Origin of the sequence: Pseudomonas sp. REST10 (genome assembly GCF_029542605.1) — a bacterium.
GTDB classification, from domain to species: domain Bacteria; phylum Pseudomonadota; class Gammaproteobacteria; order Pseudomonadales; family Pseudomonadaceae; genus Aquipseudomonas; species Aquipseudomonas khazarica.
Genome location: NZ_CP035677.1, coordinates 1,347,129 through 1,364,394, shown reverse-complemented (window position 1 = coordinate 1,364,394; position 17,266 = coordinate 1,347,129). Strand labels below are relative to the sequence as shown.

The following is a 17,266-nucleotide window of genomic DNA, read 5'->3' as shown; positions in this document are numbered from 1 at the left end:
CTGGCGGGAATCGGTCGATTGTAAACCCGCAGGTCAGGATTTGGCAGGCATGTCGTAGCGGGGATGAACCTGCAGGTGATCCGCGAATATCGCGACTGAAGCCGCGCCTGCGATTCCTGCCCGATAAAAACGCCCCTGTTCTTGCGAACAGGGGCGCGAATGGTTGCCCGCCCGAAGATTACATGTGGCTTTCCGCGTACTCCGCGAGGATCGAGCGCGGCACGCCTTGCAGGGTGATGTGAACGCCGTGAGGGAAGTCCTTGAAGCGTTCGGTGAGGTAGGTCAGCCCCGAGCTGGGCGCCGACAGGTATGGCGTATCGATCTGCGCCAGGTTGCCCAGGCACACCACCTTCGAGCCACTGCCCGCACGCGTGATGATAGTCTTCATCTGGTGCGGCGTGAGGTTCTGGCACTCGTCGATGAGGATCAGGCTCTGCTGGAAGCTGCGCCCGCGGATGTAGTTGAGCGATTTGAACTGCAGCGGCACCTTCTGCAGGATGTAGTCGACGCTGCCATGGGTGCTTTCGTCCTCCATGTGCAGGGCCTCGAGGTTATCGGTGATGGCGCCGAGCCAGGGCTCCATCTTCTCCGCCTCGGTACCGGGCAGGAAGCCGATCTCCTGGTCCAGCCCCTGCACGCTGCGGGTGGCGATGATGCGCCGGTAACGCTTGCTGACCATGGTCTGCTCGATGGCCGCCGCCAGCGCCAGGATGGTCTTGCCCGAACCGGCGGCACCGGACAGGTTGACCAGGTGGATGTCCGGATCGAGCAGCGCGAACAGCGCCAGGGCCTGGTGAATGTCGCGCGGCTTGAGCCCCCAGGCTTCCTGATGCAGCAGCGGCTCCTGGTGCATGTCGAGGATCACCAGTTCGTCGCCCTTGATGGCCTTGATCCAGCCGACGAAACCCTGTTCATCGAGAATGAACTCGTTGACGTGCACGGCGGGCAGGTTGTCGGTGAGCTGCACGCGATGCCAGGTGCGGCCATGATCCTGGCGGGTGTCGACCTTGCTCACACGCTCCCAGAACGAGCCGGGCAGGTCGTGGTATCCCTTCGACAGCAGGGAAACGTCATCGACCAGCTGGTCGGTGTGATAGTCCTCGGCGTCGATGCCACAGGCACGCGCCTTCAGGCGCATGTTGATGTCCTTGGTCACCAGCACCACGGACAACCCGGGATTACGTGTCTTCAGCTCCACCAGCTGGTTGATGATCTTGTTGTCGTTGAGGTTCTCCGGCAGCCAGGTCACCGGCGCCGCGCTCTTGCTCATGAGAATGGAAAGACGCCCGCAGGGGCCGCTCTTGCCACGCTGTATGGGTACACCGTATTCGACGTCTTCGGGCTCGGCTCCGGCGAGGATCTGGTCGATCAGACGGATCGCCTGGCGACATTCGGCGGCGACACCATGCTTGCCGGATTTCAGCTTGTCGAGCTCTTCCAGCACCGTCATCGGAATGGCGACGTGGTGTTCTTCGAAGTTCAGCAGGGCATTGGGATCGTGAATCAGGACGTTGGTGTCGAGGGCGTAGAGGGTTGGAGCGGTGGGCTTGGAGCGTCCGTGGTCATCCATACTCGGTCACCTTCTTGTCGTAGCCGGGCGACGCAAAACCAGGGTCGGTGCTGCGCCGGACAGAGACCGCCGATTTTTCAGATCGGGGCCGAAAGGTGGCAAGCAAGGTGAGGGCCAATGGCCGCCACCTGTCTGCAGGTTTCGGCGGTCTTGCTTTTTTATTACCCCAATTCGCATGACAGAAAAATGTTTTTTTCTCGAACCCGGGGTTTATTTGTCGGTGCGACAGATAGCGCTTGGCGCTCACGCAGGACACCGTTAAAGTCCTAAGTCCTACCCGGCCTTCTGCGCCGAATCGCCGCCCCCTCATGCAGCATCCCCCGCGCCAATGCGGTGCAGCGCAGGTCTTCACGCAAGCGTCCCTCTGCTTCCCTCCGCCGGCCAAACCCATGCCGACAGGATCATCGGCACGCCGATGCCTGGGCAGGCGTCGACGCGGTCGCTCTCAATCGCCCCGATAGGTGGTCTTGCCGATCCCCGACCTCTAGAATCGTCGCCACGCTTTCTGGAGACCCTGCCCATGCTGATGGTGATTTCACCGGCCAAGACCCTCGATTACGAGACGCCACCCGCCACCCCCCGCTTCACCCAACCCGAGCACCTCGACCACGCCCAGGAACTGATCGCCCAGCTGCGCGAGTTCAGCCCGGCCCAGATCGCCGAGCTGATGGGCCTGTCGGACAAGCTCGCCGGTCTCAACGCCGCACGCTTCGGCAGCTGGGAACGCCCGTTCAACCCCTCCAACGCCAAGCAGGCGCTGCTGGCGTTCAAGGGTGATGTCTACACCGGCCTGAATGCCGAAGACCTCTCCGAGGAGGACTTCGATTTCGCCCAGGCCCACCTGCGCATGCTGTCCGGCCTGTATGGCGTGCTGCGGCCACTGGACCTGATGCAGGCCTATCGCCTGGAAATGGGCACCAAGCTGGTCAATGGCCGAGGCAAGGACCTCTATGCCTTCTGGGGCGAACGCATCAGCGGCTGGCTGAACGAAGCGCTGCAGGCCCAGGGCGACGACGTGCTGCTCAACCTGGCGTCCAACGAATACTTCGGCGCGGTCAAGCGCAAGGCGTTGAATGCGCGCATCATCGACACCGAGTTCAAGGACCTGAAGAACGGCCAGTACAAGATCATCAGTTTCTACGCCAAGAAAGCACGCGGCCTGATGGCCCGCTACGTGATCAAGGAACGCCTGAACGACCCCGAAAGCCTGAAGGACTTCAACTATCAGGGCTACCGCTACTCGGCCGAACAGTCCCAGGCCGACAAGCTGGTCTTCCTGCGCGACCAGCCCCAGGACTGAACCCGACCTGGCCGTCCGTGCACCGCCTATCGGCTGGTGCGCGGGCTCCGTGTTTGCCCCTCGCGCCTCGTCCTCGCCTATCCCCGCCATATCCCCGCCCCGATTCCCGCACGCGCCAAAGATTCCCCGGCACGGTGTTGCGCATGCAGAAACCTGCTTGGCATCACAGTTTCAGCTCATCCCAACTTTCCAGCGAACTTATCGCGCCGTTTAGTTATCGGATAGTTTCGAATTAATTAAATCGCGATGTGCCATCATGCATTTTGCAAACTTGCCACTATATTGCGATCAATTAGCCGTTCAGCTCCGGTTCAGCATCAGGACGAACGGTAGGAACTATCGGAAAGCGCCACGACTCATACAGCCCGTAACACATTTCAATACATAACTTTCTTTGTCACTGAACCTGCCTGATTGCGAATTAACTTTCGCCGGACAGATTCGCCCAAACGAAAGTTCCTGTATTCAACAGGGAGATTCACGAACCCGTCAAAGTACTGAAACAGAGGCCTCCCGCGAGGCACAAGCGACAACATCAAAGGGCCACTTTCTTATAAAGGCCCGTACTTGGCACCACTTCCGGTGCCCCACTCTACTTATGCCTGAATGAACTTGCCGCTGTAATGAACAGCAAGTTCACGGACGCGTTTTGGCCATAAGGCCAGTATTTGAAACTGCATCATACGGACGAGGTGAATACCATGCGAATCAGTATCTTCGGTTTGGGTTATGTAGGGGCCGTGTGTGCCGGCTGTTTGTCGGCTCGCGGCCATGACGTGATTGGCGTGGATATTTCCGCGCACAAGATCGACCTGATCAACAACGGCAAATCGCCCATCGTCGAACCGGGCCTGGAAGAACTGCTGCAACAGGGTCTGCGTCAGGGCCGTCTGCGCGGCACCACCGATGTCGCTGCAGCCGTACTGGAAAGCGATGTGTCGTTCATCTGCGTCGGCACGCCGAGCAAGAAGAACGGCGACCTGGAGCTGAACTACATCGAAGGCGTGTGCCGCGAGATCGGCATGGCCATGCGCGACAAGGGCGAGCGCCATACCGTGGTGGTACGCAGCACCGTACTGCCCGGCACCGCGAAGAACGTGGTGCTGCCGATCCTCGAGGACTGCTCGGGCAAGAAGGCCGGCGTCGACTTCGGCCTGGCGGTGAACCCCGAGTTCCTCCGCGAGAGCACCGCGATCAAGGACTACGACTTCCCGCCGATGACCGTCATCGGCGAGCTGGACCGCGCCTCCGGCGACCTGCTGGAAAGCATCTACAGCGAGCTGGACGCACCGGTCATCCGCAAGGACATCGAAGTCGCCGAGATGATCAAGTACACCTGCAACGTCTGGCACGCCGCCAAGGTCACCTTCGCCAACGAGATCGGCAACATCGCCAAGGCCGTCGGCGTCGATGGTCGCGAGGTGATGGACGTGGTCTGCCAGGACCACAAGCTCAACCTCTCTCGCTACTACATGAAGCCCGGCTTCGCCTTCGGCGGCTCCTGCCTGCCCAAGGATGTGCGCGCCCTGAACTACCGGGCCGGCAGCCTGGACGTGGAGGCGCCGCTGATCGGCTCGCTGATGCGCAGCAACGCCGCCCAGGTGCAGAAGGCCTTCGACATCATCTCCAGCCATGACTCGCGCAAGGTCGCCCTGCTCGGCCTGAGCTTCAAGGCCGGCACCGATGACCTGCGCGAAAGCCCGCAGGTGGAGCTGGCGGAAATGCTCATCGGCAAGGGCTTCGACCTGAGCATCTACGACCGCAACGTCGAGTACGCCCGCGTCCACGGTGCCAACAAGGACTACATCGAGTCGAAGATCCCGCACGTCTCCTCGCTGCTCAACAGCGACCTGGAAGACGTGGTGGCGAAGGCCGACATCATCGTCCTGGGCAACAGCGACGAGCGCTTCGCCAAACTGGCCGAGCAGGCGCCGAGCGGCAAGCGCGTGATCGACCTGGTGGGCTTCATGCCCCACGCCAGCAATGGCGTGGCCGAAGGGATCTGCTGGTAAGGGCCTGGCGTGCCCGCGTGCCATGCACGCGGGCACCGAGAGACACATATGGACAAGCTCAAGAACGGCCTCAACGAAGCCAGCGGCTGGCTGCTCTACCTCAGCCTGCTGATGCTCCTGGCCCTGGCGTTGCCACGCACGGTGTTCGACCCCGAATCGCGGGACTTCCTCCTGCTCATCGGCATCGTCGGCATCTGGCGCTACTCCATGGGCGCCATGCACTTCGTGCGCGGCTGCCTGTTCCTTTATCTGGTCTACCCCTGGTATCGCCGCAAGGTGCTCAAGCTGGGCAAGGCGGCGGACCCTTCGCATGTATTCCTGATGGTCACCAGCTTTCGCATCGACGCGCTGACCACCGCCATGGTCTACCGCTCGGTGATTCGCGAAGCCATCGACTGCGGCTACCCGACCACCGTGGTGTGCTCGATCGTCGAGCTCTCCGACGAGTTGCTGATCAAGAACCTCTGGGCGCAGGCCGAGCCCCCCGAGCACGTCAAGCTGGACATCGTGCGCATCCCCGGCACCGGCAAGCGTGATGGCTTGGCCCACGGTTTCCGCGCCATCTCCCGGCAGATGCCGGACGAGCATGCGGTCGCGGCGGTGATCGACGGCGACACCGTGCTCGACCCGGGCGTGGTCAGGAAATGCGTACCCTGGTTCAAGCTGTTCCCCAACGTCGGCGGCCTGACCACCAACGAGTTCTGCGAGGTGCGCGGCAGCTACCTGATGAGCGAATGGCACAAGCTGCGCTTCGCCCAACGCCACCTCAACATGTGCTCGATGGCACTCTCCAAGCGCGTGCTGACCATGACCGGCCGCATGTCGGTGTTCCGCGCCAGCGTGGTGACCAACCCCGAGTTCATCACCGACGTCGAGAGCGATCACCTGGAGCACTGGCGCCTGGGGCGTTTCCGCTTCCTCACCGGCGACGACAAATCCAGCTGGTTCAGCCTGATGCGCCTGGGCTACGACACCTTCTACGTGCCCGACGCCAGCATCAACACGGTCGAGCACCCGCCGGAGAAGAGCTTCATCAAGGCCAGCCGCAAGCTGATGTTCCGCTGGTACGGCAACAACCTGCGGCAGAACTCGCGCGCCCTGCGCCTGGGTGTGAAGCGCCTCGGTGCCTTCACCAGCCTGGTGCTGTTCGATCAGCGGGTATCGATGTGGACCTGCATCCTCGGCCTGTGCGTGGCGCTCATCGCCAGCATCAAGTACAGCCTGATGTACCTGCTGATCTACCTGCTGTGGATCGGCAGCACGCGCCTGATCCTGACCCTGCTGCTGATGCTCTCCGGGCATCGCATCGGCCCGGCCTACCCGGTCCTTCTCTATTACAACCAGATCGTCGGTGCGCTGGTGAAGATCTACGTGTTCTTCCGCCTCGACCAGCAGTCCTGGACCCGTCAACCGACCAAGTTGAACCGTGGCCTGTCCAGCTTCGCCAGCTGGTTCAACAGCTGGTCGTCACGCGCCATGACCTTCTCTGCCGCCTCCGTCTTCATCGCCGCGCTGCTGGCGCTGGTGTGACCGTACTCGAATAGGAATTAGCCACCATGAACTCTGTCGCCAATCTCAACGTCGTCCATGAGTCCGAAGCCCAGCGCCAGCACGCCCGCGTCAAGCTGCCCGGGCGCCTGCGCTACAGCAATGCCCAGCGCGAGCGCATCGACGCGCGCCTGCAGGATGTCTCCGCGGGTGGTTTCAGCTTCACCAGCGAGAACGCCACGCACAAGGTCGGCGACTTCCATCGCGGCCAGCTGCAGTTCCAGCTCGACAGCCTGGTCCTGGGCCTGGACATCGAGTTTCAGGTCACCTCGGTGCAGCCCGAGCACAACCGCGTCGGCTGCCAGTTCCACGGCCTCGGCGCCCGCGAGACGGCCGCCCTGCGCCACCTGATCAGCGCCCACCTGGCCGGCGAGCTGGTCAATGTCGGCGAAGTGCTGCACATCCTCCAGCGCGACAACTTCACCAAGGCGCGCAAGAACGGTTCCGGCAGCGGCATGGGCGTGTTCGGCCGCCTGCGTGCGGTCACCTTCAGTGGCGCCATCTTCCTCATCGGCCTGGCCGCCTTCGGCTACATCGGCAAGTCGATCTACGGCCTGTACTTCGTCACCCATGCCCAGTCGGCGCAGATCAGCCTGCCGGCGCTGCAGGTGACCATGCCGCGCGAGGGCAGCGTGCAGAGCCTGGCTCAGCCTGACGGGATGATCGAGAAAGGCGCGCCGATCGCCACCTTCACCACCAGCATGCTGGAGATGCTCAAGGGCCACCTGGGCGACGACCAGCTCGAGCCGAGCCGGATCGAGGCGCTGTTCGCCCGCGAGATGCAGGGCACCCTGACCAGCCCGTGCAACTGCAAGATCGCCCGTCAGCTGGTCGCGGACGGCCAGTTCGCCAGCAAGGGCGACGTGATCTTCGAGCTGGTGCCGCAGGATGGCGTGGCCACCGTCAGCGCCAGCTTCCCCTACCGCCACCTGGAGCAGGCCCGCCCGGGCACGCCGGTGACCTTCAAGGTCGCGGGTGAAGAACAGTCGCGGCGCGGCGAGATCGTCAGCAGCAGCCTCCACGACGGCGGCCTGAGCTCGGACATCCGCGTGGTGATCAAGCCGCAGGACACCCTGCCGGCCAGCCTCGCCGGACAGCCGGTGGACGTGGTCATCGACCGTGGCCCGTCGCTGAGCTGGCTGGTCGATCGCGCCGTCGCCGCAGGTCGATAAGGAGATCGCCGTGAGCATGCCCCTTCTTCGCCCCGCCCTGCTCGGCCTGGCCGTCGGCGCCACGCTGGCCGGTTGCGCCGGCCTGCCGGACGAGCGCCTGGCCCGTGAAGCCCTGCACAGCGGCGACCAGCAGACTGCCGAATGGCATTTCCGTCAACTCGCCGAGATGGGCTACAGCGACGCGCAGATCGGTCTGGCCGATATCTACGCGGCCGGCGGCCAGGACCAGGATCTGGATCAGGCCGAGCGCATCTATCGCCAGGCCCTGGACGGTTCGCCACGGGCCAAGGCACGCCTCGGCAAGCTGCTGGCACGCAAGCCCGGCAGCAGCCTGGCCGAGCGCCAGGAAGCCGCCGAGCTGCTGGAAAGCGCCAGCCGCGCCGGCGAGCCGAGCGCGCTGCTGCCGCTGACCGAACTCTACCTGTTCTACCCACAGGACTTTCCCGCCATGAACATCGCGCAACGTATCCAAGACTGGCGCCAGGAAGGCCGGCCGCAGGCCGAGCTGGCGCAGATTCTCCTGTACCGCACCGATGGCACCTACGACCAGCACCTGGGCGAGATCGAACGCATCTGCCAGGCCCGCCTGGCCAGCAACGACGCCTGCTATGTGGAACTGGCGACCGTGTACCAGAAGCAGAACCGCGAAGACGACCGCGAAGCGCTGCTCGAGCAACTGCTGGCCGGCTACCGCACGGGCACTGTCTCGCCCAACCAGGTCGAGTCCGTGGCCCAGGTGCTCAGCGACGCCGAGCTCGGCCAGCCGCAGCCGCAACGCGCCCAGGACCTGCTCGAAACCATCGCCCCGGACTACCCGGCGGCCTGGGTCAGCCTGGCGCGCCTGCTCTACGACTACCCGGCGCAGGGCGATACCGAGACCCTGCTCGGCTATCTGGACAAGGGCCGCGAAGCCGCCCTGCCGCGCGCCGAGCTGTTGCTGGGGCGCCTGTACTACGAAGGCAAGCTGCTGCCGAAAGAGCCGCACAAGGCCGAGCAGCACCTGCGCAAGGCCGCGCCCAGCGAGCCCAGCGCCAACTACTACCTGGGACAGCTCTACCTGCGTGGCTACCTCGGCGAGGTCTACGCCCAGCAGGCCTTGGACCACCTACTCAGCGCCGCCCGCGCCGGCCAGCTCAGCGCCGATTTCGCCCTGGCGCAGATGTTCAGCCAGGGCCGTGGCGTCAAGCCCAACCCGGTCAACGCCTACGTCTTCAGCCAGCTGGCCCTGCCGCGCAACACGCCGCCGACCTTCGAGCTGGCGCACGCGGTCGCCGAGAGCCTGACCCCGGCGCAATTGGCCGAGGGCCAGCGCCTGCTGCGCGAGGAGCGCGATGCACGCGGCATCGTCCTGCAGCAGCAGGCCGCCCTGCAGGTCAGCCAGCCATGAACAAGGATGCCCGCATGCAGCTAAACCGTATCGTCAGTCAACTGGGACTGGGCGCCAGCCTGCTGGCAGCCAGCACCGCCCCCGTCTGGGCGGCGGATGCAACGAAGAACTTCGGCCTGGACGTGAAGATCACCGCGCAATCGGAAGACGACCGCGACCTGGGCACCCGCAGCGGCGGTGACGTCAACGGCCTCGGCCTCGACGTTCGGCCCTGGGTCTACGGCGAACGTGGCAACTGGAGCGCCTTCGCCATGGGCCAGGCGGTGACCGCCACCGATACCATCGAGACCGACCCGTTGCAGGACGATGGCGAAACCAGCGAACAAGGCAACGACGCACGTCAGCCGGACAAGAGCTACCTGGCGCTGCGCGAATTCTGGGTCGACTACGCCGGCCTCACCGCCTACCCCGGCGAACACCTGCGCGTCGGGCGCCAGCGCCTGCGCAGTGACGAAGGCACCTGGTGGGACACCAATATCGAGGCCATCAACTGGCGCTTCGACACCACCCTGCTGCAAGCCACCGTCGGCGTCGCCGAGCGCTTCTCCGACTACCGCACCGACCTCGACGACCTGGCGCCCGAAGACGAGGATCGCCAGCACGTCTTCGCCGGCCTCGACTACCAGTGGACGCCCGGCCATCGCATCGGCGCCAAGCTGCACCACAGCCGCGACGACGGCCACCTGGCCAACCCCGGCGAGCGCATCGACGAGCTGAGCAAGCGCTACACCGGCGACCTCACCTGGTTCGGCGTGCACGCCGACGGCGGCTTCTTCGAGCGCAACTCGCGCAACCGCCTCAACTACTGGGCGCAGCTGACCTGGCTGCAGGGCGACACCGATCAGCTGCAACAACAGGTGGTCGGCGACGAGCGCCTGGCCACCGGCTCGCGCAGCCAGGACGTCGACGCCTGGGCAATCGACCTGGGCCTGCGCTACAGCCTCGACGACAACTGGAAGGTCGGCGCTGCCTACGCCCGTGGCAGCGGCGGTGGCGATGACGATACCTCGCACCAGTTCATGCAGACCGGCCTGCAGAGCAACCGTGCCAACTTCACCGGCGTCGAATCGCGCCTGCACCGCTACGGCGAGGCCTTCCGCGGCGAGCTCTCCAACCTGCAGGTGGCCAGCGCATTCAGCTCCTGGCAGCTGGGCGAGGACTACGACGCCAGCGTCGTCTACCACCGTTTCTGGCGCGTCGATGACGATCAGGACGTCGGTGACAGCGGCATCACCGCGCCGCTGCAAGCCGGCGAGAAAGACATCGGCCAGGAAGTCGACCTGGTGCTCACCCGCTACTTCAAGCAGGGCCTGCTGCCGGCCGCCGTGGCCGAACAGCTGGACGAACGCTCGGCACTGGTACGTCTGCGCGCCGGCGTGTTCCTGCCCGGCGATGCCTATGGCAGCGGCACCGACTCGGTGATGCACCGCGCCTTCGTCGACTTCATCTGGCGCTTCTGAGGGATCGGACCATGCAACCCAACGGCTTAGCCCTACCCCTGCTGCTCGGCGCGCTGTGCCTCGGCGTGCCGCTGGCCCAGGCCAACCCGCAGCACCACCAGTTCGACTACCGCGTGCGCAGCGCTCCGGCCGAGGAGCTGCACATGGAAACGCCCAAGCTGCCGGACCTGTCCGGCTACACCAAGGACGCCGTGCTGGCCAAGATTCCGCGCGGGCACAAGGGCAAGGTGGTGGTGCGGCGCATGCTGCGCCAGGACGCGTTGAAGGACTTCACCGGGGGCAACGAGCGCCTGCGCGAATGGATCGAGCGCCAGCAAGGCATGCCCCACGCGATCTTCATCGAAGGCGGCCTGGTCACCGCCCAGGACCTGGCCGAGGCGCTGCCCGACAGCCAGTTCGCCGAGCAGGAACCGGGCGTGTACATCGCCCGCCTGCCCATCGTCGTCGCCGAGGGCGCCGCGCTGCACGTCGGCAAGGAAACCCGCGAGTTACGCCTGTCGCAGGAACGCGGCGCGTTCCTGGTCAACGACGGCCTGATGTTCCTCACCGACACCCGCGTCACCGCCTGGCGCGAGGCGGACAACGGCCCGGCGACCTTCCGCGAGGCCAAGGAGTTTCGCCCCTTCCTGGTGTCCTGGGGCGGCAGCGAGCTGTACATCGCCAGCAGCGTGCTGACCAGCCTGGGCTACGACAACTCCAAGTCCTACGGCGTGTCGATCACCCAGTACACGCCGAACATGCACGAGCGCCTGCAGCGTGCAGAACCGACCGGCTGGCTGATCGACTCGGAGTTCGTCGACCACTGGTACGGCTTCTACTGCTACGAAGCACAGAACGTGGTGATCAAGGGCAACACCTACCGCGACAACATCGTCTACGGCATCGACCCGCACGATCGCTCGCACGGCCTGATCATCGCCGAGAACACCGTGTTCGGTACCAAGAAGAAGCACGGCATCATCATCTCGCGCGAGGTCAACGACAGCTGGATCATCAACAACGAGAGCTACGACAACAAGCTCTCCGGGGTGGTGATCGACCGTAGCAGCGTGCGCAACCTGATCGCCTACAACCGCGTGCACGGCAACCATTCCGACGGCATCACGCTGTACGAGAGCGGCGACAACCTGCTGTGGGGCAACCAGGTGCTGCGCAACCGGCGCCACGGCATCCGCATCCGCAACAGCGAGAACATCCGCCTCTACGACAACCTGTCGGCGATGAACCAGCTGACCGGCGTGTACGGCCACATCAAGGACCTGAGCAACACCGACCGCGACCTGGAGCTGGACCCGTTCGACACCAAGATCTCGATGATCATCGTCGGCGGCACCCTGGCCGGCAACGGCTCCAGCCCGATCAACATCGACTCGCCGCTTTCCGTCGAGATGTACCGCGTGAAGATGCTCGCGCCGAGCAAGGCCAGCGGCATCCAGCTGGCCGGGATTCTCGGCGAGAAGCAGGACGAGATTCTCGACCTCATGGTGCGCCAGCGCCTGCCCGTGCTGATCGACCCGATCGAGCCCGAGAAACTGACCAATTGATGAGGCCAAAGATGACACCATCGCCCTTCAAACTCCTCTCCCTGAGCATGGCCTGCGCCCTGGCCAGTACGGCGCTGCAAGCCGAAGAGCGGCAGGCGCCGCAGTATCAGGTCGAGGACTGCTGCTCGCTGTGCCCGGCAGCACACGACGCCAGCCGCTACACCAGCAACTACATGAAGAACTTCGTCACCCTGCTCGATGCCGACGAAGGCTGGCTGTTCCGTAGCGTGGAAGACCTGCGCACCGAATTCGGCACCAGCGAGGTCGGCTATCGCCGCCTCAAGGAACTGCGCGACGGCCTCAAGCAGCGCGGCGTCGAGCTGGTGGTGGTCTACCAACCGACCCGTGGCCTGGTCAATCGCGACAAGCTGCGCCCCGCCGACTACCAGCGCTTCGACTACGACAAGGCCCTGCGCAACTACCGCCAGGCCCTGAACCGTTTCGAGCAGCTGGGGATCTGGGTCCCCGACCTGAGCGGCCTCACCGACGAACACAGCGAGCAGGACTTCTACTTCCGCCGCGACCAGCACTGGACACCCTATGGCGCCGAACGCACCGCGCGCCTGGTGGCCGAAACGATCAAGCGCATTCCCGGCTTCGAGGACATCCCACGCAAGGAATTCGTCACCCAGCGCGTTGGCCTGATGGGCAAGACCGGCACCATGCAGAACGTCGCCAGCCAGCTGTGCGGCACCGGCTACGCGGTGCAGTACGTCGACCAGTTCATCACCGAACCCAAGGACGCCAGCGACGGCGACGCCCTGTTCGGCGACGAGAGCAGCCCGAGGATCACCCTGGTCGGCACCAGCCACAGCGGCAAGAACTACAACTTCGGCGGCTTCCTCGAAGAGTACCTGGGCACCGACGTGCTCAACGCCGCCTTCCCAGGCGGTGGCCTGGAAGGCGCGATGCTCGAATACCTGGGCAGCGAGTCGTTCCAGAACGACCCACCGCAGATTCTCATCTGGGAGTTCTCGCCGCTGTACGACCTGGCCTCGGACAAGATCCACCGTCAGCTGATGGCCACCCTGAACAACGGCTGCGCAGGCCAGACCGAGCTGCTCAGCAGCGAGAAGCGCCTGCATCCCGGCAGCAACGAGGTGCTGGTCAACGGCAAGAACAAGCTGCTGACCCTGGCCGGCAATCGCCACCAGCTCGACCTGCGCTTCAGCGATCCGTCGGTCAAGCGCGTCGACGCCACCATCTGGTACCTCAACGGCCGCCGCGAGCAGATCAAGCTGGAGAAGCCCAACACCGTCGATACCGACGGACGCTTCGCCGTCGAACTGCGTGACGAGCCGGGCTGGGGCGACGAGAACTTCTTCGCCCTGGAAATCGAGAAGCCCGCAGACAGCGACGACGACCTGAAAGTCCAGGCCAGCCTGTGCCAGCGCCCGGGTGGCGCCGCCCAGCAGGTCGCCCGGCACGGCGCGGACGACTGAGGAGGCCACCATGCCCATGCGACTCGCCCCACTCACGCTCATGAGCCTGCTGCTCAGCGCCCCGGCCTTCGCCGCGCTGCAACCGCCGCCCGGCTACCACGCCGCCGTCGGCCAGCGCGGCGGCGAAGCGCCCAGCTGCCAGGCCGTGCCCCGTCCCTATACCGGCGACCTGCAGTTCACCAGCAAGTACGAAGGCTCGAACAGCGCGCGCGCCACGCTCAACCGCAAGGCCGAGAAGAACTTCCGCGAGCAGACCGCGAACATCACCCGCCTGGAGAAGGAAGCCGGACGGATGATCACCTACTACATGCGCACCGGCCAGCAGGGCCACCTGGACTGCGCCGTCGAGTGGCTCGACCAGTGGGCCAGCGCCGATGCCCTGGAGTCCGAGCAGTTCAACCACACCGGCAAGTCGATGCGCAAATGGGCGCTGGGCAGCCTCGCCGGCGCCTGGCTGCGCCTGAAGTTCTCCGAGTCGCAGCCGCTGGCGGCCTACCCGCAGCAGAGCGCGCGCATCGAGGCCTGGTTCACCCGCCTGGCCGAGCACACGGTGCGTGAATGGAGCGGCCTGCCGCTGCGCAAGATCAACAACCACAGCTACTGGGCCGCCTGGTCGGTGATGGCGGTGGCCGTCATCGCCGATCGCCGCGACCTGTTCGACTGGTCGGTGGAGCAGTTCCGCGTCGCCGCCGGCCAGGTCGATGCCGACGGCTACCTGGCCAACGAGATGCGTCGCAGCCAGCGCGCCCTGGCGTACCACAACTACGCCCTGCCGCCGCTGGCGATGATCGCCGCATTCGCCCAGGCCAACGATGTCGACTTGCGCGACGCCAATCACGGCGCCCTGCAACGCCTGGCCGAACGGGTGCTGCAAGGTGCCCGCGACCCCGCTGCCTTTGCCCGTCGCAGTGGCGCCGAGCAGGACATGGCGGAGCTGCACAAGGACTACAAGTACGCCTGGCTGGCGCCTTACTGCAGCCTCTATGCCTGTGACGAGCAGACCCGCGAGCTGAACCAGGAGCGGGGGCCGTTCAACAGCTTCCGCCTCGGTGGCGAGGTGACGCAGGTGTTCGAAAAACCCTAGAGGCGGCTTGCCGGCGATGCTTTCAGAAGCCGATCGCCGGCAAGCCGGCTCCTACACGTAGCAAAACAAACCCTCCGCTCGCGGGGGGAAAGGGGGGCGCTGCCCCGGCTGTTCACGGAGAAGCACGGATGGTCTTTTCATCCAACGTATTTCTGTTCCTGTTCCTGCCGATCTTCCTCGGCCTGTACTACCTGTGCCCGAACCGCGGGCGCAACCTGCTGATCCTGATCGGCAGCTACACCTTCTACGCCTGGTGGCGGGTGGACTTCCTCCTGCTGTTCGCCGCCGTGACGCTGTGGAACTACCTCTTCGGCCTGCGTATCCAGGCGCATGCCGGCACCCAGGCAGCGCGCCGCTGGGTGGCTGTGGGGGTGATCGGCAACCTGGCCACCCTGGGCTATTTCAAGTACGCCAACTTCGGCGTGGCCAACATCAATGCCCTGCTGGAAGCCGCCGGCATGCAGCCGTTCGTGCTGACCCAGGTGATCCTGCCGATCGGTATTTCCTTCTACATCTTCCAGTCGATCAGCTACCTGATCGACGTGTACCGCAAGGACACCGAACCCACGCGCAACCTGATCAACTTCGCCGCGTTCATCGCCCTGTTCCCGCAGCTGATCGCCGGCCCCGTGCTGCGCTACAAGGACCTGGCCGACCAGTTCACCGACCGCACGCACAGCCTGGACAAGTTCTCCGAAGGCGCCACGCGCTTCATGCAGGGCTTCGTCAAGAAGGTGTTCATCGCCGACAGCCTGGCACCGCTGGTCGACCACTGCTTCGCGCTGGACAACCCGACCACCGGCGAGGCCTGGCTGGGCATGGTCGCCTACACCGCGCAGCTGTACTTCGACTTCTCCGGCTACAGCGACATGGCCATCGGCCTGGGCCTGATGATGGGCTTCCGCTTCATGGAGAACTTCAACCAGCCCTACATCAGCCAGTCGATCACCGAATTCTGGCGACGCTGGCACATCAGCCTGTCCACCTGGCTGCGCGACTACCTGTACGTACCGCTGGGGGGCAACCGCCACGGCACCTTCAACACCTACCGCAACCTGTTCCTGACCATGCTGCTGGGCGGTTTCTGGCATGGCGCGAACTGGACCTTCCTGATCTGGGGCGCCTGGCACGGCACCTGGCTGGCCATCGAACGCGCACTGGGCGTGAAGGCCGCGGCCACCCAGTTCAACCTGTTCAAGTGGGCCTTCACCCTGCTGCTGGTGATGCTCGGCTGGGTGATCTTCCGCGCCGAGAACCTCGAGGTCGCCGGGCGCATGTACGCCGCCCTGTTCGCCTTCGACGACTGGCACCTGAGCGAGCTGACCCTGGCGCGCATCACCGGCCTGCAGATGAGCACGCTGCTCCTGGCCTGGGTGGTGATCGCCCTGTGCGGCGCCCGGCAGTTCCTCGCCGGTCGTCGCCACGCGCCGGGGATGACCCTGGCCGGCGCCGGCGCTGCCCTGCAGGCCGTGGACATGCGCACGGTCGCCCTGCGTGGCGCGCTGCTCCTGCTGTTCTGCGCCTCGCTGCTCAAGCTCTCGGCGCAGAGCTACTCCCCCTTCCTCTACTTCCAGTTCTGAACGGAGGCCGATGATGAACCGCCCCATCAAGACGCTCTACGTCGTACTGTTCAGCCTGCTCCTGCTGCCCGTCAGCCTGCTCGCGCTGGCCAACCTCGCCGACTACCGCATGCCGGCCAAGCCCAGCGTGCTGGATGGCGGCCTGGCCAAGAGCATCGAGCAGCACTACGACGAGCAGTTTCCGCTGAAGCAGGCTGGCATCAACCTGTGGGCAGCGCTGGAGTACCTGGCCTTCGGTGAAGGGCGCAGCGGCCTGGTGATCGGTGACGGCGGCTGGCTGTACTCGGACGAGGAGTTCGACCCGGTGCCCGACGCCCAGCGCCAGATGCGCGACAACCTGGCGCTGATCCGGGGCGTGCAGCGCCAGCTGGAGCAACGCGACATCCACCTGGTGCTGGCCATCCTCCCGGCCAAGACCCGCCTGTATCCGGAACACACCGGCGAGCACCACCCGAGCGCCCTGCAGACCAGCCTCTACCCGCGCTTCCACCGCGCCGTGCGCAATGCCGGAATCGCCGCGCCCGACCTGCTCGGCCCGCTGCTGGCCGGCAAGGGCAAGGCGCAGATGTTCCTGCATACCGACACCCACTGGACGCCCCAGGGCGCCGATGTCACCGCACGCGCCCTGAGCGACGTGGTGCGCAGCGCGGTGCAGCTGCGTGGCGAACCCCAGCAGTTCGTGACCGAGACCGTCGAGACCCGCGCGCACCAGGGCGACCTGACCCGCTTCCTGCCCCTGGCGCCGCTGTTCGAAAGCCTGTTGCCGCGAGCCGATCAGCTGCAACAGCGCGAAACCCACAGCGCCCAGGCCAGCAGCGACGACCTGTTCGCCGACAGCGACATGCCGGTGGCCCTGGTCGGCACCAGCTACAGCGCCAACCCGGCCTGGAACTTCGCCGGCGCGCTGCGCCAGCACCTGCAGCGTGACCTCGGCAACTACGCCGAGGAAGGCGAAGGCCCGCTGGTGCCGATGCTCAAGTACCTGCAGAGCGAGGAATTCGCGGACAACCCGCCGCAGCTGGTGATCTGGGAGTTCCCCGAGCGCTACCTGCCGATGACCAGCGATTTCACCGATTTCGACCCGCAATGGCTCGCCGCCCTCAAGGCGGGCGGCGAGCGCCAGGGGCTGGCTACGGCCAGTCACTGATTCATCCCCCAAGGAGGACT

At 65.1% G+C, this 17,266-nt stretch carries 13 protein-coding genes; 11 read left to right on the top strand and 2 right to left on the bottom strand.

Translation table 11 applies throughout. The annotated features are described in order from the left end of the window. Positions 1-178: 178 nt before the first annotated feature. Positions 179-1,570, bottom strand: a complete 1,392-nt coding sequence (locus EWH21_RS06255; protein ID WP_037046840.1) for a PhoH family protein — start codon at positions 1,568-1,570, stop codon at positions 179-181. Further along, positions 1,563-1,817: a hypothetical protein gene (locus EWH21_RS06250; protein WP_134677771.1), complete on the bottom strand. Its 255-nt coding sequence runs from the start codon at positions 1,815-1,817 to the stop codon at positions 1,563-1,565. Before EWH21_RS06250 ends, EWH21_RS06255 begins: the two co-directional genes overlap by 8 nt. Before the next feature lie 273 nt (positions 1,818-2,090). On the opposite strand from EWH21_RS06250, the gene yaaA reads away from it, so the two are divergent. The 11 genes from yaaA (at position 2,091) to EWH21_RS06195 (ending at position 17,246) form a co-directional block, all read left to right on the top strand. Then, on the top strand, positions 2,091-2,870 hold the full coding sequence (yaaA, locus tag EWH21_RS06245; protein WP_277700055.1) for a peroxide stress protein YaaA: 780 nt from the start codon (positions 2,091-2,093) through the stop codon (positions 2,868-2,870). A gap of 701 nt (positions 2,871-3,571) precedes the next feature. Next, positions 3,572-4,882: a GDP-mannose 6-dehydrogenase gene (gene algD / locus EWH21_RS06240; protein WP_037047397.1), complete on the top strand. Its 1,311-nt coding sequence runs from the start codon at positions 3,572-3,574 to the stop codon at positions 4,880-4,882. A gap of 48 nt (positions 4,883-4,930) precedes the next feature. After that, positions 4,931-6,412 carry a mannuronan synthase gene (gene alg8 / locus EWH21_RS06235; protein WP_047587947.1) on the top strand — a complete coding sequence of 494 codons (1,482 nt, stop codon included), beginning with the start codon at positions 4,931-4,933 and terminating at the stop codon, positions 6,410-6,412. A gap of 26 nt (positions 6,413-6,438) precedes the next feature. Further along, entirely contained in the window at positions 6,439-7,602 is a 1,164-nt protein-coding gene (locus tag EWH21_RS06230; protein ID WP_277700054.1) for an alginate biosynthesis protein Alg44, read from the top strand. A gap of 10 nt (positions 7,603-7,612) precedes the next feature. Further along, positions 7,613-8,989, top strand: coding sequence for an alginate biosynthesis TPR repeat lipoprotein AlgK (algK, locus tag EWH21_RS06225; RefSeq protein WP_277700053.1), 1,377 nt, complete (start codon positions 7,613-7,615; stop codon positions 8,987-8,989). Between the two features lie 14 nt (positions 8,990-9,003). Continuing rightward, positions 9,004-10,449, top strand: a complete 1,446-nt coding sequence (locus EWH21_RS06220; protein WP_047587962.1) for an alginate export family protein — start codon at positions 9,004-9,006, stop codon at positions 10,447-10,449. 11 nt (positions 10,450-10,460) lie between these two features. Then, on the top strand, positions 10,461-11,993 hold the full coding sequence (gene algG / locus EWH21_RS06215; RefSeq protein ID WP_277700052.1) for a mannuronan 5-epimerase AlgG: 1,533 nt from the start codon (positions 10,461-10,463) through the stop codon (positions 11,991-11,993). Positions 11,994-12,004: 11 nt separating this feature from the next. After that, a complete protein-coding gene (locus tag EWH21_RS06210; protein ID WP_277700051.1) occupies positions 12,005-13,435 on the top strand; it encodes an alginate O-acetyltransferase in 1,431 nt (476 codons plus the stop codon). Positions 13,436-13,445: 10 nt separating this feature from the next. Next, the gene (locus tag EWH21_RS06205) at positions 13,446-14,519 is read left to right on the top strand and encodes a mannuronate-specific alginate lyase (protein ID WP_134678105.1); all 1,074 of its coding nucleotides are present in this window, start codon (positions 13,446-13,448) and stop codon (positions 14,517-14,519) included. Positions 14,520-14,647: 128 nt separating this feature from the next. Continuing rightward, positions 14,648-16,099, top strand: coding sequence for an MBOAT family protein (locus EWH21_RS06200; RefSeq protein ID WP_134678106.1), 1,452 nt, complete (start codon positions 14,648-14,650; stop codon positions 16,097-16,099). 13 nt (positions 16,100-16,112) lie between these two features. Further along, positions 16,113-17,246 carry an alginate O-acetyltransferase gene (locus tag EWH21_RS06195; protein WP_277700050.1) on the top strand — a complete coding sequence of 378 codons (1,134 nt, stop codon included), beginning with the start codon at positions 16,113-16,115 and terminating at the stop codon, positions 17,244-17,246. Positions 17,247-17,266 lie beyond the last annotated feature (20 nt).

Excerpts from the sequence above, each read along its gene's own strand:
- EWH21_RS06255 (WP_037046840.1), bottom strand. The coding sequence starts at position 1,570 with ATGGATGACCACGGACGCTCCAAGCCCACCGCTCCAACCCTCTACGCC.
- yaaA (WP_277700055.1), top strand. The coding sequence starts at position 2,091 with ATGCTGATGGTGATTTCACCGGCCAAGACCCTCGATTACGAGACGCCA.
- algD (WP_037047397.1), top strand. The coding sequence starts at position 3,572 with ATGCGAATCAGTATCTTCGGTTTGGGTTATGTAGGGGCCGTGTGTGCC.
- alg8 (WP_047587947.1), top strand. The coding sequence starts at position 4,931 with ATGGACAAGCTCAAGAACGGCCTCAACGAAGCCAGCGGCTGGCTGCTC.
- EWH21_RS06230 (WP_277700054.1), top strand. The coding sequence starts at position 6,439 with ATGAACTCTGTCGCCAATCTCAACGTCGTCCATGAGTCCGAAGCCCAG.
- EWH21_RS06220 (WP_047587962.1), top strand. The coding sequence starts at position 9,004 with ATGCAGCTAAACCGTATCGTCAGTCAACTGGGACTGGGCGCCAGCCTG.
- algG (WP_277700052.1), top strand. The coding sequence starts at position 10,461 with ATGCAACCCAACGGCTTAGCCCTACCCCTGCTGCTCGGCGCGCTGTGC.
- EWH21_RS06210 (WP_277700051.1), top strand. The coding sequence starts at position 12,005 with ATGACACCATCGCCCTTCAAACTCCTCTCCCTGAGCATGGCCTGCGCC.
- EWH21_RS06205 (WP_134678105.1), top strand. The coding sequence starts at position 13,446 with ATGCCCATGCGACTCGCCCCACTCACGCTCATGAGCCTGCTGCTCAGC.
- EWH21_RS06200 (WP_134678106.1), top strand. The coding sequence starts at position 14,648 with ATGGTCTTTTCATCCAACGTATTTCTGTTCCTGTTCCTGCCGATCTTC.
- EWH21_RS06195 (WP_277700050.1), top strand. The coding sequence starts at position 16,113 with ATGAACCGCCCCATCAAGACGCTCTACGTCGTACTGTTCAGCCTGCTC.